The organism is Pseudomonas sp. LBUM1676 (assembly GCF_059695605.1).
The window spans coordinates 3668376-3683039 of record NZ_CP166777.1 but is presented as its reverse complement, the minus strand read 5'-3'; the positions used below and the strand labels follow the sequence as shown (position 1 = coordinate 3683039).

10 protein-coding genes and 2 pseudogenes are annotated in these 14664 nt (G+C 59.6%); 10 read left to right on the top strand and 2 right to left on the bottom strand.

Translation table 11 applies throughout. The features are described 5' to 3' along the window. Window positions 1-7 precede the first annotated feature (7 nt). The 5 genes and pseudogenes from ACA041_RS17025 to ACA041_RS17005 form a co-directional block, all read left to right on the top strand. A pseudogene (locus tag ACA041_RS17025) lies at window positions 8-265 on the top strand (Lrp/AsnC family transcriptional regulator); the annotation flags it as partial. A gap of 70 nt (window positions 266-335) precedes the next feature. Continuing rightward, window positions 336-1555, top strand: a protein-coding gene (locus tag ACA041_RS17020) for an IS3 family transposase (protein ID WP_497434301.1) whose coding sequence is annotated in 2 segments (ribosomal slippage) — window positions 336-681 and window positions 681-1555 — 1221 coding nt in all. Because the reading frame shifts where the segments join, the coding sequence is not laid out codon by codon here. A gap of 48 nt (window positions 1556-1603) precedes the next feature. Beyond that, a pseudogene (locus ACA041_RS17015) lies at window positions 1604-1843 on the top strand (Lrp/AsnC ligand binding domain-containing protein); the annotation flags it as partial. 32 nt (window positions 1844-1875) lie between these two features. Next, window positions 1876-2967, top strand: coding sequence for a HAMP domain-containing protein (locus ACA041_RS17010; protein WP_497434297.1), 1092 nt, complete (start codon window positions 1876-1878; stop codon window positions 2965-2967). Further along, window positions 2870-3769, top strand: coding sequence for a methyl-accepting chemotaxis protein (locus tag ACA041_RS17005; protein WP_497434292.1), 900 nt, complete (start codon window positions 2870-2872; stop codon window positions 3767-3769). The genes ACA041_RS17010 and ACA041_RS17005 overlap by 98 nt, the downstream gene beginning before the upstream one ends. 59 nt (window positions 3770-3828) lie before the next feature. On the opposite strand, the gene ACA041_RS17000 is transcribed toward ACA041_RS17005, so the two are convergent. Then, window positions 3829-4617: a PhzF family phenazine biosynthesis protein gene (locus ACA041_RS17000; protein ID WP_497434288.1), complete on the bottom strand. Its 789-nt coding sequence runs from the start codon at window positions 4615-4617 to the stop codon at window positions 3829-3831. Between the two features lie 88 nt (window positions 4618-4705). Continuing rightward, entirely contained in the window at window positions 4706-5341 is a 636-nt protein-coding gene (locus tag ACA041_RS16995) for a LysE family translocator (RefSeq protein ID WP_497434283.1), read from the bottom strand. Between the two features lie 150 nt (window positions 5342-5491). Between ACA041_RS16995 and ACA041_RS16990 the strand changes: the two genes are divergently transcribed. The 5 genes from ACA041_RS16990 (at window position 5492) to ACA041_RS16970 (ending at window position 14600) form a co-directional block, all read left to right on the top strand. Continuing rightward, window positions 5492-5665 (top strand): hypothetical protein, encoded by a 174-nt coding sequence (locus ACA041_RS16990; RefSeq protein ID WP_497434281.1) that lies wholly within the window; start codon window positions 5492-5494, stop codon window positions 5663-5665. Between the two features lie 191 nt (window positions 5666-5856). Then, window positions 5857-6984 carry an efflux RND transporter periplasmic adaptor subunit gene (locus ACA041_RS16985; protein WP_497434278.1) on the top strand — a complete coding sequence of 376 codons (1128 nt, stop codon included), beginning with the start codon at window positions 5857-5859 and terminating at the stop codon, window positions 6982-6984. Between the two features lie 13 nt (window positions 6985-6997). After that, window positions 6998-10060, top strand: coding sequence for an efflux RND transporter permease subunit (locus ACA041_RS16980; protein WP_497434273.1), 3063 nt, complete (start codon window positions 6998-7000; stop codon window positions 10058-10060). A gap of 5 nt (window positions 10061-10065) precedes the next feature. Further along, window positions 10066-13188 carry an efflux RND transporter permease subunit gene (locus tag ACA041_RS16975; RefSeq protein WP_497442097.1) on the top strand — a complete coding sequence of 1041 codons (3123 nt, stop codon included), beginning with the start codon at window positions 10066-10068 and terminating at the stop codon, window positions 13186-13188. Beyond that, window positions 13185-14600 carry an efflux transporter outer membrane subunit gene (locus ACA041_RS16970; RefSeq protein ID WP_497434268.1) on the top strand — a complete coding sequence of 472 codons (1416 nt, stop codon included), beginning with the start codon at window positions 13185-13187 and terminating at the stop codon, window positions 14598-14600. The genes ACA041_RS16975 and ACA041_RS16970 overlap by 4 nt, the downstream gene beginning before the upstream one ends. Window positions 14601-14664: the final 64 nt, after the last annotated feature.

Genomic DNA, 14664 nt, shown 5'->3' with positions numbered 1-14664 from the left:
CTTCCGTATGAATATTAGAAGTAAAGCCCTGAGGACTTTTGAAACGTTGGGGCGTATCGACGAGGCAATCATTGATGTGCTGCGCCACAACGGGCGCATCACTTATAAAATACTTGCCTCACTTGTGCACTTGAGTCAGAGCCCTTGCCAGCAACGTGTACGTAAGTTGGAAAGGCTAGGGGTCATTCGTGGTTATGGTGCCTTCATCGACGAGCACAAGCTCTCACCTGGTTTATCTCTGCTGGTGCTGGTTGGATTGGCTGATTGAACGAGCCCCATGAAAGACAGGACACCGTTTCCCCCTTACGATAAGGGATAGGCAAACGGTTATGTTTATGACTAACAGCAACGATAAGAGTGGGGAGCTTTTGGGTCAGGAGCGGCGGCGCCGCTGGAGCCCAGAGCAAAAGCTGGCCATGGTTCGCGAGAGCCTTGAGCCAGGGCAAAGTGTGTCGGTCGTCGCTCGGCGCAACGGCATCAATGCCAACCAGTTATTCCTGTGGCGCAAGCTGTATCAGGACGGCAGCCTGTCGGCGGTCAGCGCGGGCGAAGCCGTGGTGCCGGCCTCCGAGCTGAGCGATGCGCTCAAGCAGATCCGTGAACTGCAACGGATGTTGGGCAAGAAAACGATGGAAGCGGAAATCCTCAAAGAAGCCGTGGAGATCGCCCGGTCGCGAAAATGGATTGCGCACTCACCCTTGTTGCCGGGGGACGACCAGTGAAGCTGGTCAGCGAATGTCTCGGTGTGGCGCGCTCGCAATTAACGGTTCGAATCAAGCAATCGGTATCGCCCAAGACACGGCGAAGCAGGCCTGTGAACGACGCTGAGTTGGTGGCCGAAATCCAGCAACAGGTCAGCGAACTGCCCAGCTATGGCTACCGTCGAGTCTGGGGATTGCTGCGACGCGCCCGTGAAACCCAGTTGCTACCCGCGATCAACGTGAAGCGGGTTTACCGGGTTATGCGTGATCACAACCTGCTGCTTGAACGCCGGATCAAACAACCCGGCGTGCCGCGTCGGCACGAAGGCCGTATTGCGGTGCAAACCAGCGATACGCGCTGGTGCTCGGACGGCTTTGAATTCCGTTGCGAGGACGGCGCCAAACTGAGCGTGACCTTCGCCCTGGACTGCTGTGATCGCGAAGCCATCGGCTGGGTCGCCAGCCCAACCGGGTACAGCGGCGATGATATCCGCGACTTGATGTTGGAAAGCGTGGAGAAGCGCTTCGGTGATCAACTGCCTGCAACGCCGGTGCAGTGGCTCAGCGATAACGGTTCGGCCTACACCGCCGAACAGACGCGCCTGTTTGCTCGACAGATCGGCTTGCAGCCGGTGACCACACCGGTGCGTAGCCCACAGAGTAATGGCATGGCAGAGAGCTTCGTGAAGACGATCAAGCGTGATTACGTGGCGCACATGCCCAAGCCGAATCGAGAAACGGCGCTGCGTAACTTGGCAATTGCCTTCGAACATTACAACGAGCAGCATCCGCACAGCGCCTTGAACTACCGTTCACCGAGGGAGTTCAGGCGCTTGGCAGTGGCATCAATTTAACGGGGAGTTGGTGTCCGGTTTTGAAGGGGCAAGTCCACTGATGGCAAGGGGCTCGGCGCGCAAAAGGCGTTTGAAGCCGTAGTCGATGCTTGCCCACAGGTCATTGAGTGCCAACTCATCAGTGGTGCGCTTGATTACTGTCTGCGGATGCGTTGCCGGGATATGGAGCATTTCCGCTCGCTCACTGAACGTTGGTTGGAGAGTACTAAACTGCATATCGAGAAACTGGCGGCCTATCCAGAGTTGGCCGTCATCAAGCACTCATCGACACACCTTGGCATCGAATAACAACTACAACACTCCCGGTCTTCGGATAAATCATGATGATTGCCAACCTGAAGTTCAGTCATAAGGTACTGCTTGCTGCATCGCTCGTCGTCATCGCAGCGTTTTCCCTCTTTACGCTGTACAACGATTCGATCCAGCGCAAAACCATCCGCACGAACCTTGAAAACCACCTTGAAGAAATGAGCAAAATCACGGCGAGCAGCGTCCAGGCCTGGCTCTCTGGACGAATATTGTTGGTTGACCATATTGCTCAGACGGTTGCCAGCGACCCGGCGGCGAACAGTGTTACGCGGCTGCTGGAGCAGAGGTCATTGCTATCGACGTTTACCTTCACCTATCTAGGCAGTCGTGACGGTAGTTTCGCTATACGGCCAAAGGACGATTTACCCGCTGACTACGACCCGCGAACCCGGCCCTGGTACGCGGACGCGATGACTGCTGGGGGAACCACACTGACTGAGCCCTACCTTGACGTTACTACCGGCCAGTTGATGATGACGATTGCGACGCCGGTAAGCCATGACGGCCAGACGCTTGGGGTGGTGGGAGGGGACCTGACACTGGATACATTGGCAAAGATCGTCAGCTCACTCGACCTGGGCGGAATCGGATATGCCTTTTTGGTCAGTGCTGATGGCAAGGTATTGGTCCATCCGGACAAAGATAGGGTGATAAAAAAGCTGAGCGAGATCTACCCGCAAAACCCACCGACTCTCAGTACCCACATCAGTGAGACTGAGCAGGAAGGGGAACCTCGGATTTTGATGTTCTCCCCGATCAAGGGGCTGCCCTCGGTGAACTGGTACATCGCTTTATCGATCGACAAAAATAAAGCCTACGCAGCACTGACGGATTTTCGTATCTCGGCTTTGTTCGCCGCGTTTATAGCGGTAGTCGTCACGCTTTTACTGCTGGGCCTACTGATCAGTGTGTTAATGCGGCCGATTAAGGTGATGGGTAACGTCATGCGCGATATCGCTCAGGGAGAGGGTGATCTTACCCGACGGTTAGGGATTCACTCACGCGATGAGTTTGGAGTCCTGGCAGGGGACTTCAATCTTTTCGTGGAAAAAAATTCATCGTTCAATCCGCGATGTATCTTTGGCAACTGCCCAGGTCAATGAGGTGGCCGAGCGCGTGATGGCTTCTTCCAAGTCATCGATGTCGTTCTCCTACGAGCAAAACCAGCGCACCAATAGTATCGCTGCTGCGATCCATGAGCTGGGCGCCGCCTCGCAGGAAATTGCGCGTAATGCAGGAGACGCATCATCCCAGGCGACTGAAGCGCGTCGGCAGACCGAGAGCGGCCTAAAAGTGGTCGCGGAGACCATTGAAGCCATGAGCGGTTTGTCAGGAAAAATTCGAGCGTCGTGCGGCAACATTGAAAGTTTGAATGAAAAAACAGTCGATATCGGTCGGATATTGGAGGTCATACAAGGGATCTCCGAACAGACCAACCTGCTCGCGCTTAATGCAGCCATCGAGGCGGCGAGGGCAGGTGAGGCTGGTCGTGGATTCGCCGTTGTGGCTGATGAAGTACGCAGCCTTGCATATCGTACCCAGACGTCCGCTCAAGAGATTCATACGATGATCGACGCGTTACAGCGTGGAGCCGATGAGGCAGTGTCCACCATGAGCGAGAGTGAGCGCTATAGTAACGAGGGCGTGATCATTGCCAACCAGGCGGGAGACCGACTGGGCAGCGTCGCACAGCGCATCAGTGAGATAGACGGCATCAACCATTCGGTGGCAACGGCGACTGAAGAACAGACATCGGTGATTGAATCGTTGAATATCGACATCACCGAAATCAACTCGCTCAACCACCAAGGGGCCGATAATCTGCAGGCTACGTTGCGTGCCTGTGATGACCTGGAACGGCAAGCCAGCCAACTCAAGCAGTTGGTGGATAACTTCCGTATTTGATCAACTACAGAAGTTATCGGATATACAACGCTGTTGCGACTAAGCTGGGGGCTACCCTCTCAATCGGGTAGATAAATCTCTGCTTTCATGAAGGTGGCAGCCTTACCTTTGATCAAAACCCTGTGCTCTTGCAGATCACACTGCAAAATCCCCCCTCTGGACGACGCCTGGAATGCCGACAGGCGAGTCCTCCCAAGTCGTTCGGCCCAGTAGGGCACCAACGTGGCATGGATTGAGCCGGTCACAGGGTCTTCGGGGATTCCAGCACCTGGGGCGAAGTAGCGCGAGACGAAGTCGTACGTTTCGCCGGCAGCGGTGATCACCACACCGATCGGCCCCAGTTGCGCAAGCGTGTTGAGGTCCGGTTGATAGGCGCGAACATCCCTCTCGGTGGCAAGCTGAATAAACACGTTCTCAAAGTTCTTGAAGTGACTGACGGCATTGTCGCGAAACAGCGGAGCGATGCTATCGGGCAATTGAGTGGGGTATTCCGGCTCAATGCAAGGCAGGTCCAGCAGGTATTCGTTTCCCAAAGCGTGTACTTTCAGATCACCCACTCGGGTGGAGAAGCATAACGGGCTGGGTACATCGTATTCGGTTATCAATATATGGGCGGTGGCCAGCGTTGCGTGGCCACAGAAATTCACTTCAACGGTGGGGGTAAACCAGCGTAGCGCCCAGTGGTCTCCGGATGGCTTTACAAACGCGGTCTCTGCCAGGTTGTTTTCATTGGCGATCGATTGCATCAGTTGATCCGGGAGCCAGTCCTCCAGCAGCAGGACCGCCGCTGGATTACCGCCGAATACGGTTTCAGAAAAGGCATCTACCTGGAACATTTTGAGCATCATACGCATCTCTTTTTATAATGACTTAAAAGGTCAATATACCGACTGTGCGTTCGCCGGGGGAGTGCTATTTTGTTTTCTGCTCGTTGTTTCAACTGCGCGAGAGCAGCAGCTTTATCCCCGCCGCACCGAACACAAGTGCAAGGGTTCCTTCAATCCAGCGCCGAGCCTTGCGGTAGCCCCGAATCATCGGTGCAGTGGAGAAGACAATCGCGTAGCCACAGAAGATTGTGATGCTCAATACGGCGCAACCGGCCAAGATAATTGCGACCGTCGTTGGGGTGGCTTCAGGGCCCAGGCCGAGGGTCATAGTTGCGATCCAGCCCAGCAACGCCTTTGGGTTTGTGAGGTGCATGAGCAGGCCTCGTCGGTAGAGACTGAAGCCCGAAACTGTTGGCGCAGCAGCCATCATTTGTTCGATTCGCTTGTCCGAGGCAAGGGCGGAGCGGCCGGCTTTGATGGCGAGGTAAATCAGGTAGATCCCGCCGACTATTTTCAGTGCAATAAGCGCCTGTGCAAACTGCGCCAGAATGGCTGAAACGCCCGTGGCGGCCATTGAGCCCCAAAAAAATGAACCGCTGATTACACCGGTTGCCAGCAGCAGCGCAGGCTTGCGCCCCTGGTGCATAGCGACACCCATAATCCGCATGTTGCTGGGGCCGGGGCTGGCTGCTCCGACGACATAGGCTGTGAACACGAGCAACAGATGATGAAGATCAAATGACATGTTGGACCTCTTGGCTATCGCTGGATGCTGAGCATCAGCCTGAGTGGCGGTAATGTGCCTTTCATTGCGCCTACTGTCCAGACGCCCACCAGCACCAACCACTCGTGTGCTGGCGTCGTTGGTGGGAGGCATGGTGCGACGGACAATGCGTTGCGTTCGGTCTTATACGCGGCTACCCCATTGGCAGAGTTGACCCTGACGCAGCCACCGTTGCATGCCGATCTGGTCCGCGGCGAAGGCTGTGTCAGCACGCAAGCCGGCTTGTTGTGCCCGCTGGAAGTGGCGGTTCAAACGCCTGGATCACCACAGACCGCACGGCGCTGACACCCTACAGGTATCGTTGATTGTCTGTGCGCGGCCTTGCGTTACGGGGGCTGCAGGTGATTTTTTCTGTCTTGATGCTGAACGCAAACACGGTTTTACAAACATAGACCGAACGCGCTGTTAGATTGCAATCAGCGAAGTGCCACTTGCCTTGGCGCGGCATCCTGATTCGGCGTTCGAGTGAGAAACCCGTGGAGAAAAGCAGACGACGTACGTTCGCCTGGGCAGTCGGCACGTTGTTGCTGGTCGCGTTGTTGATTGCCCTGGTTTTGCACTTCTTTGGCGGCCAGCACAAAGGCAAGCCGCCGGTGCCTGGTGAACCGGTCGCGGTGGTACCGGCCGCCTTGCAAGATGTGCCGGTCTATATCGACGCCCTCGGCACCGTCACGCCGACCCGCAGTGTGACCGTGGTCAGCCAGGTCGACGGCATTCTCAGCAGCGTGGAATTCAAGGAAGGCCAGCGCGTGAGCAAGGGCCAGGTCATCGCCCGAATCGACGACCGTGCCTTGAAAGCCCAGCTGGCGATGGCCAAGGGCAACCTGGCCCACGACCAGGCGGTATTGAGTAACGCCCAGCGCGACCTGGCGCGCTATCGCGAATTGGTCAAGGCTGGCTCCACCAGCCAGCAAACCCTCGATACGCAAGCCTCCCTGGTCCAGCAACAACAGGGCACCGTGGCCGCCGACCAGGGCAATGAGCAGAACCTTGAGGTGCAACTGAGTTATTGCACCATCACTTCCCCCGTCGACGGCAGAGTCGGCCTGCGCCTGGTGGACCCCGGCAACTACGTCACCACCACCAGCAATACAGGCATTGTGGTCATTACCCAGATGAATCCGGCCACCGTGGTGTTCGCCGTGCCCGAGGATGACCTAGGCGCGATCAACCAGGCCCTGGGCCGTGGCGCGGTGACCGTGCTGGCCTACGACCGCGATAAAAAGAACTTGCTGGCCACCGGCAGTCTGTTGGCCTTGGATAACCAGGTGGACACCACCACCGGCACCATCAAGGTCAAGGCGCAGTTCGATGATTCGGGCAATGCATTGTTTCCCAACCAGTTCGTCAACGCGCTCCTCAAGGCCGACACCTTGACTCAATTCGCCGTGGTACCGACCCGTGCGATCCAGCACGGCAGCAAGGGGGACTTCGTGTTCGTGGTCAACGGAACCTTGGCCAGCCTGCGCAATATCAAGACCGGCCCGGCCATGGGCGATGTCTCGGCGGTGCTCGACAACGGTGTGAAGCCGGGCGAACAGGTGGTTACCGAAGGCGCCGACAAACTGGATGACGGCTCGCTGGTGAAGGTCGTCGTACAGTGAGGAGGTGCCGATCATGAATATTTCGCGGCCCTTTATCGAACGTCCTGTAGCCACCACCTTGATGATGGTCGCGGTGCTGTTGCTGGGGATGCTGGGTTATCACCTGTTGTCGGTGTCGGCGTTGCCGGAGGTGGACTACCCGACCATCCAGGTCTTCACCCAATACCCCGGCGCCAGCCCGGACGTGGTCAGCTCGTCGATCACCGCCCCCCTGGAACGTCAGCTCGGCGAAATGCCCGGCCTGAAGTCGATGAACTCCACCAGTTCCGACGGTGCCTCGGTGGTGACCCTGCAATTCGACCTGTCTCTCTCCCTGGACGTTGCCGAACAGGAAGTGCAGGCGGCCATTAACGCGGCTGGCACTTTCCTGCCAGCCAACCTGCCGTATCCGCCGGTATACAGCAAGGTCAACCCGGCAGATGCACCGGTGCTGACCTTGTCCCTGACCTCGGACGTACTGCCGTTGACCAAGGTCGAAGACTTGGCCGACACGCGCCTGGCGCAGAATATTTCGCAGATCACCGGCGTCGGCCTCGTGACCATCAGCGGCGGCCAGCGACCGGCGGTGCGGGTCGAAGCCAATATGTCGACGCTGAACAACCTCGGGCTTTCCATCGATGACCTGCGCACCTCCCTGGGCACGGCCAACGTCAACCAGGCCAAGGGCAATATCGACGGCAAGTTCCAGGCTTATTCCATTGGCGCCAACGACCAGTTGCAATCCGCCGACGAATACCGCGACCTGGTGATCGCTTATAAAAACGGCGCACCGATTCGCCTGTCGCAGATCGCCAGTTCCACCCAGGGTCCGGAGAACCCGCGCCAGGCCGCATGGACCAACAGCACGCCGTCGATTGTGCTGAATATCCAGCGCCAGCCTGGCGCTAACGTCATTGAGGTGGTGGACCGCGTGCAGCAATTGCTCCCCAAGTTGCGGGCCAGCCTGCCGGGGACCTTGAAGGTCGAGGTGCTGACGGACCGTACGCAAACCATCCGCGCCTCGGTCACCGATGTGCAGTGCGAACTGGCAGTGGCGGTGCTGCTGGTAGTGATCGTAATTTTCATCTTCCTGCGCAATATCGCGGCCACGATCATTCCGGCGGTCACCGTGCCGCTGACCCTGGTGGGCACACTGGCGGTGGCCTACGCCCTAGGCTTTTCCCTGAATAACCTGACGCTGATGGCGTTGACCATCGCCATCGGGTTTGTGGTGGATGACGCCATCGTCATGATCGAAAACATCACCCGCTACATCGAGGCCGGCGACTCACCGCTGGAGGCGGCGCTCAAGGGTTCGGAGCAGATTGGCTTCACCATCATTTCGCTGTCTATCGCCTTGATTGCGGTGATGATCCCGCTGCTGTTCATGGGCGATGTGGTTGGCAGACTGTTCCGCGAATTTGCCATGACCGTGGCCGTGACCATCGTTATTTCGGCGCTGATTTCCCTGACCCTGACGCCGATGATGTGCGCGCGGATGCTGAGGAATAAGCACGAGGAGCGTCGTGCAGATTTCTTCGACCGCATCAACACCCAGTACGTCCGAGTCCTGGACTGGGTCCTGGCCCACCGCACCCTGACGCTGATCTCGGTGGTGTTCACCGCCGCGGTGACCCTGATGACGCTGGTGATCATGCCCAAGGGCTTTTTCCCCGACCAGGACACCGGCCTGATCCAGGGTATTTCCCAGGCGTCACCGACCATTTCCTTCCAGCAGATGCAGATCGAGCAGCAGCGCTTGGCGGCACGGATCCTCAAGGACCCGGCGGTGCAGAGCCTGTCGTCCTTCGTCGGCATCGACCAGACCAACCCCACCATCAACCAGGGCAACCTGCTGATCAACCTCAAGCCCCGGGGCGAGCGCGACAGCGCTACCGAGGTGATCCGCCGACTGGCCGATGTCAACGCCGACGACGCCGGCATCCGGCTGTACCTGCACTCGGTGCAGGACCTGACCCTCGACGCCACGGTGTCCACCACCAGCTATCGCCTTGGCCTGCAAGCCAACAACCTGGATGAACTGGAACAGTGGAGCAACAAGCTGCTGGCGGCGGTCAAGCAAGACCCACTGTTTATCGATGTGCAAAGCCAAGCGATGCAGTTCGGCAACCAGATCCAGCTGACGTTCGACCGCGCCACTGCCTCGCGCCTCGGCATCACCCCGCAAGCCATCGATGACGTGCTGTACGACGCTTTTGGCCAGCGCCAGGTGTCGACCATCTACACCCAGCTCAACCAGTACCACGTGGTGATCGCCACCGATCATCTGCCGCGCAACCTGCCGGATCTGCTCACTGGTTTGTACGTCGACATTCCCGCCGGCGGTGTGGCGCCGCTGTCAAGTATGGCGACCCTGCAGGTGGTGCGCACGCCGCTCACCATCAACCGCCTGGGGCAATTTCCCTACGCCGATGTGTCCTTCAACCTCGCTCCCGGCCAGACCTTGGGCGCGGCGCTGACGCTGCTGCAGGACATCGAGGCCAAGGTCGGTTTGCCGCTGTCGGTGCAGGCCAACCTGGAAGGCACGGCGGCGACGTTCGAGTCGTCGTTGTCCAACCAGGTGTTCCTGGTGGTGGCGGCGATTGTGGTGGTGTACCTGATGCTGGGGATTCTCTATGAGAGCTTCGTGCACCCTGTGACGATTCTGTCGACGCTGCTGTCGGCGGCCCTCGGGGCGTTGCTGGCGCTGCTGGTAACCGGTACGCAATTCGACATCATTGGCCTGATCGGGATTGTCCTGTTGATTGGCATTGTGATGAAAAACGGCATCATGATGGTGGACTTCGCCCTGGAGCTGTTGCGCAAGGGCGGCCTGAGCCCGACGGCGGCGATTCGCCAGGCGGCGGAATTGCGCTTCCGGCCGATCCTGATGACCAGTATGGCCTCGCTGTTTGGCGCGGTGCCGCTGGCGCTGGGTACCGGTATCGGTTCGGAGCTGCGGCATCCACTGGGGATCGCGATCATCGGCGGCCTGTTGCTCAGCCAGTTGTTGACGCTGTTTTCCACCCCGGTGATCTTTCTCGCCATGCACGGCCTGGGGCAGCGTTTCAGCCGACGCCCGGTTGAAACGGACTGATGGCGATGAACCTCGGCGCGCCGTTTATCAAGCGTCCCATCGCCACCACGTTACTGGCGGCAGGGCTGGCGCTGTTTGGGGCGCTGGCGTTCATGCTGTTGCCGGTGGCGCCGCTGCCGGAGGTGGACTTCCCGACCATCAGCGTCAGTGCCTCGCTGCCCGGTGCCGATCCAACCACTGTCGCCAGTTCCGTGGCCACGCCTCTGGAGCGAGAGTTCGGGCAGATAGCCGGGGTCACGCAAATGACCTCATCCAGCAGCCTGGGCTCGGCCAACATCATCTTGCAGTTCGACTTGAACCGCGATATCGACGGCGCCGCCCGGGATGTGCAGGCGGCAATCAACGCCGCCCGCAGTAACCTGCCCAGCGACCTGTCCGGCAACCCGACTTACCGCAAGGTCAACCCGGCCGATTCGCCGATCCTGATTATCAGCCTGACCTCCGACAGCGCCACGCCGGGGCAGATGTATGACGTGGCCTCGACCTTGCTGGAGCAACGGCTGTTGCAAACCACCGGGGTAGGCGACGTCACCGTGGGCGGCGGCGCATTGCCGGCGGTGCGGGTGGAACTGAACCCGGACCGGCTCAACCAGTACGGCGTCAGCCTGGAACAGGTGCGCCAGGTGATCAGCGCCTCGAACGTCAACCTGCCCAAGGGCTCGGTGGTCATCGGTGACCAGTCCTATGGCATCGGCGCAAATGATCAACTGCTCAACACTGAGGACTACGGGCCGCTGGTGGTCAAGGAGCACAACGGTGACCTAATCCGCATAGCCGACCTTGGCTACGTGCGCGAGGACGTCCAGGACCTGCGCAACTTCGGCCTGTCCAACGGCAAGCCCGCGGTGCTGTTGGTGGTGTTCAAGCAGCCGGGGGCCAACGTGATCGAGACGGTGGACGCGGTGAAGGCCTCGCTGCCGTTCCTGCAAAACTCGATCCCGGCGTCCATCAAGCTCAACCTGCTGATGGATCGCACCACCACCATTCGCGCGTCTCTGCACGACGTCGAGGTGACATTGTTGGTGTCGATCCTATTGGTGACCCTAGTGACGTTCGGCTTCTTCCGTGACTGGCGCAGCACCCTGGTGCCGGCGATCGTGGTGCCGCTGTCGTTGCTCGGGACCTTCGGCGCCATGTATTTCCTTGGCTATAGCCTGAACAACCTGTCGCTTATGGCGCTGACCATTTCCACCGGTTTTGTGGTGGACGATGCCATCGTGGTGGTGGAAAACATCATGCGCCACCTGGAGCGCGGCAAGACCCGGGTGGAAGCCGCAATGGCCGGGGTGCAGGAAGTGGGTTTCACGGTGTTGACCATCAGTGTGTCCCTGGTGGCGGTGTTTATTCCCCTGCTCTTGATGGGCGGGATTGTCGGGCGGTTGTTCCGTGAGTTTTCGGTGACGCTGTCGACGGCCATCGTGATTTCGATGCTGATTTCCCTGACGGTGACACCGATGCTGGCCAGCGTATTGCTGCGGGCACCGAAGGAAATCCGCGAGGGCAACGAACACCCGGACTCACGCTTTCACCGCTTCTATGACCGCACCCTAGGCTGGGTCATCGACCACACGCTGCTGATGGGCCTGGTGACAGTGCTGGTGATCGTCCTCGCCGGGGTGCTGTACGTGCTGGTGCCCAAGGGCTTCTTTCCCCAGGAAGACACCGGCCGCCTGCAGGGCAGCATCCTCGCGAACCAGAGCATTTCCTATGGGGCGATGCAGAAGGACTTCACTGAGATTAACCGCAAGGTGATGCAAAACCCCAATATTGAAAACACCGCCGGCTTTGTCGGCGGCGGGGGTGGTGGTGGCGGGGCGGTCAACAGTGCGCGGCTGTTTGTGTTGCTCAAGCCACTGGCCGATCGCAAGAACAGCGCCACCGACGTGATCGGGCAAATCCGCCACACCCTCGGCGACCTGCCGGGGACCAAACTGTACCTGCAATCGGCACAGGACATCACGGTTGGCGGCCGGCAAAGTGGCGCGCTGTACCAATACACCCTGACCGCCGATGACCAGGAATCCCTGGACGAGTGGGTGCCCAAAGTGGTGGAGGTATTGCGCAAGTTGCCGCAAATCACAGACCTCAATACCGACCAGCAGGACAATAGCCTGCTGGCCAATGTGACGATCAATCGGGATACGGCGGCGCGGCTCGGGGTCAGTATCTCGGCGGCGGACCAGACGCTGTACGACGCATTCGGCCAGCGGCAGGTCGCGACCCTTTACCGCGCCGCCAACCAGTATCACGTGGTGATGGAAATCGCCCCACAGTACTGGACCGATCCCTCGGCGCTCAAGGGTACTTACGTGCCGACGGGCACCGTGGTGACCACCAAAGGCAGTACGCCAGCCCCCAACCTGGCCATCCAGACAACCCTGGTGCCATTGTCGGCGATTGCCGATAACTCGGTGGCACGCACGGCGATCTCCATCAGCCACCAAGGCACCTTTCCAGCGGTGACCGTATCGTTCAACCTGGCCCCTGGCACCTCCATCGGCCAGGCTACCGCGCTGGTGGACGACGCCGTGAAGCAGTTGCGCATGCCTGCCAGTGTGGTCGGCCAGTTTGCCGGAACCGCCCAGGTGTTCCAGTCGTCGGTGGCCAGCGAGCCGTTGCTGATCGTCGCTGCGCTGCTGTCGGTGTATATCGTGCTGGGCATCCTCTACGAAAACCTGATGCACCCACTGACCATCCTCTCGACCTTGCCCTCGGCCGGTGTGGGCGCGTTGATCGCCTTGCTGCTGACGGGCACCGAGTTGTCGATCATTGCGCTGGTGGGGGTGATTCTGCTGATTGGTATCGTGAAGAAGAACGCAATCATGATGATCGACTTCGCCATCACCGAGCGCCGGGAGTTCGGACTGGCGGCCAAGGAAGCGATTCGCCGCGCCTGCCTGATTCGTTTCCGGCCAATCATGATGACCACCCTGGCGGCCATTCTCGGCGCATTGCCACTGGTGCTGGGCACCGGCTACGGCTCGGAGTTGCGCCGGCCTTTGGGTATTTCGATTATTGGTGGTTTGTTGCTCAGCCAGGTGCTGACGCTGTACACCACTCCAGTGATCTACCTGTGGCTCGACCGGGCGTCCCAGCGCCTGGGGCGGCGTAAGGAAGCAAGGTTATGAAACTGAAATACAGCGTGCTGTTCATCAGCCTGGTACTCGGTGGCTGCATGGTCGGACCTGACTACCAGAAGCCTGCAATGGAGTTGCCGCAGTCGTTCAAGGAAGGCGCGCAGTGGCAGCGGGCGGCGGCCAATCCTCAAGGCGCGTTGGACAGCCAGTGGTGGCTGGCTTATCAGGACCCGGTGTTGAACGACCTTGTGGCGCGCTCGGCCAAGGCCAACCAGTCGATCATTGCTGCTGAAGCGGCTTATCGGTTGGCCAAGACGCAGGTGGCGTCGAGTCGGGCCGGGCTGTGGCCGACGGTTGGCGTTGGCTTGTCGGGTTCGCGGGGGGAGGGTGGCGATAGCACCACCAGCACCAGCACCACCTCAAGCGGGGTCAAGAACAGCGTCAGCGCCACCTTGACCGCCAGTTGGGAGCCGGACCTTTGGGGCGAGGTACGTCGTAGCATCGAGTCGAGCCAAGCGACGGCCCAGCAATCCGATGCCTTGCTGGCTGGGGTGCGGCTGTCCATCAGCTCCAGCGTCGCCAGTAACTACCTCGCGCTGCGACAGATGGATATCGACGTGCGGCTGTTGCAACAGCAACAGAAGATCAACCAGCAGCTGCTGGACATGATCCAGACCCAGTACACCCAGGGTGTCGCCACCAACGACCAACTGCTGGTAGCCCAGGACCAACTGACTACCTCGATTGCCGATCTGCAGACCTCGCTGCGCGATCGCGAGCAATATGAACATGCCTTGGCGGTGTTGGTGGGCGTGGCACCGAGCGAGTTTGCAGTAGCATCTCGAAATGACTTCACCTTCGTCCTGCCTCGGCCACCGCTGACCTTGCCTTCGACCCTGCTCCAGCGCCGCCCTGATGTGGTGGCTGCCGAACGCTCGGCGGCGGCGGCCAACGCGAAAATCGGCGTCGCCGAAGCCGCATTCTTTCCCTCCCTGGACCTCACCGCCCAGCTCGGCTATCGCGGCAGCGCCCTGGGCGGCTTGTTCTCCTTGCCCAATCTCATCTGGACCCTGGGCCCTGCATTGGCCGAAACCCTGTTCGACGGCGGCGCCCGCGAGGCAGCGGTCAAACAGGCCGAGGCCAGCTACGACCAAATCGCCGCCAATTACCGCGGCACTGTGCTTAGCGCCTTGCAGAACGTTGAAGACAACCTCTCGGCCATCAACCACCTGCAAACCCAGGCCGACGCCTTCCAGCAGGTTTATCAGCGCAACCAGCAACTGTTCGGTAGTCAGGAGGCGCAGTTACGCGCTGGCACCGTTAGCCAAGAGGCGGTGCTGACCCAGCAACTGGTGTTGCTGCAAGCCGAGCAGAACCTGCGGGACACCCAGGGCCAGCTCAGTCAGGGCAGTGTCGCGCTGATCCAGAGCCTGGGGGGCGGCTGGCAAGCCACCGGGCACTGAACGGCTCGCTTCCCGGGCAGGCAGCGCGTTATTCTCGGCGCACTTTAAATGACGGGACGCCGAG

Bases quoted from the DNA above. Each gene is read 5' to 3' on its own strand.
- ACA041_RS17005 (WP_497434292.1), top strand. From the start codon at position 2,870: ATGAGTTTGGAGTCCTGGCAGGGGACTTCAATCTTTTCGTGGAAAAAA.
- ACA041_RS16980 (WP_497434273.1), top strand. From the start codon at position 6,998: ATGAATATTTCGCGGCCCTTTATCGAACGTCCTGTAGCCACCACCTTG.
- ACA041_RS16970 (WP_497434268.1), top strand. From the start codon at position 13,185: ATGAAACTGAAATACAGCGTGCTGTTCATCAGCCTGGTACTCGGTGGC.
- ACA041_RS17000 (WP_497434288.1), bottom strand. From the start codon at position 4,617: ATGATGCTCAAAATGTTCCAGGTAGATGCCTTTTCTGAAACCGTATTC.
- ACA041_RS16975 (WP_497442097.1), top strand. From the start codon at position 10,066: ATGAACCTCGGCGCGCCGTTTATCAAGCGTCCCATCGCCACCACGTTA.
- ACA041_RS16995 (WP_497434283.1), bottom strand. From the start codon at position 5,341: ATGTCATTTGATCTTCATCATCTGTTGCTCGTGTTCACAGCCTATGTC.
- ACA041_RS17010 (WP_497434297.1), top strand. From the start codon at position 1,876: ATGATGATTGCCAACCTGAAGTTCAGTCATAAGGTACTGCTTGCTGCA.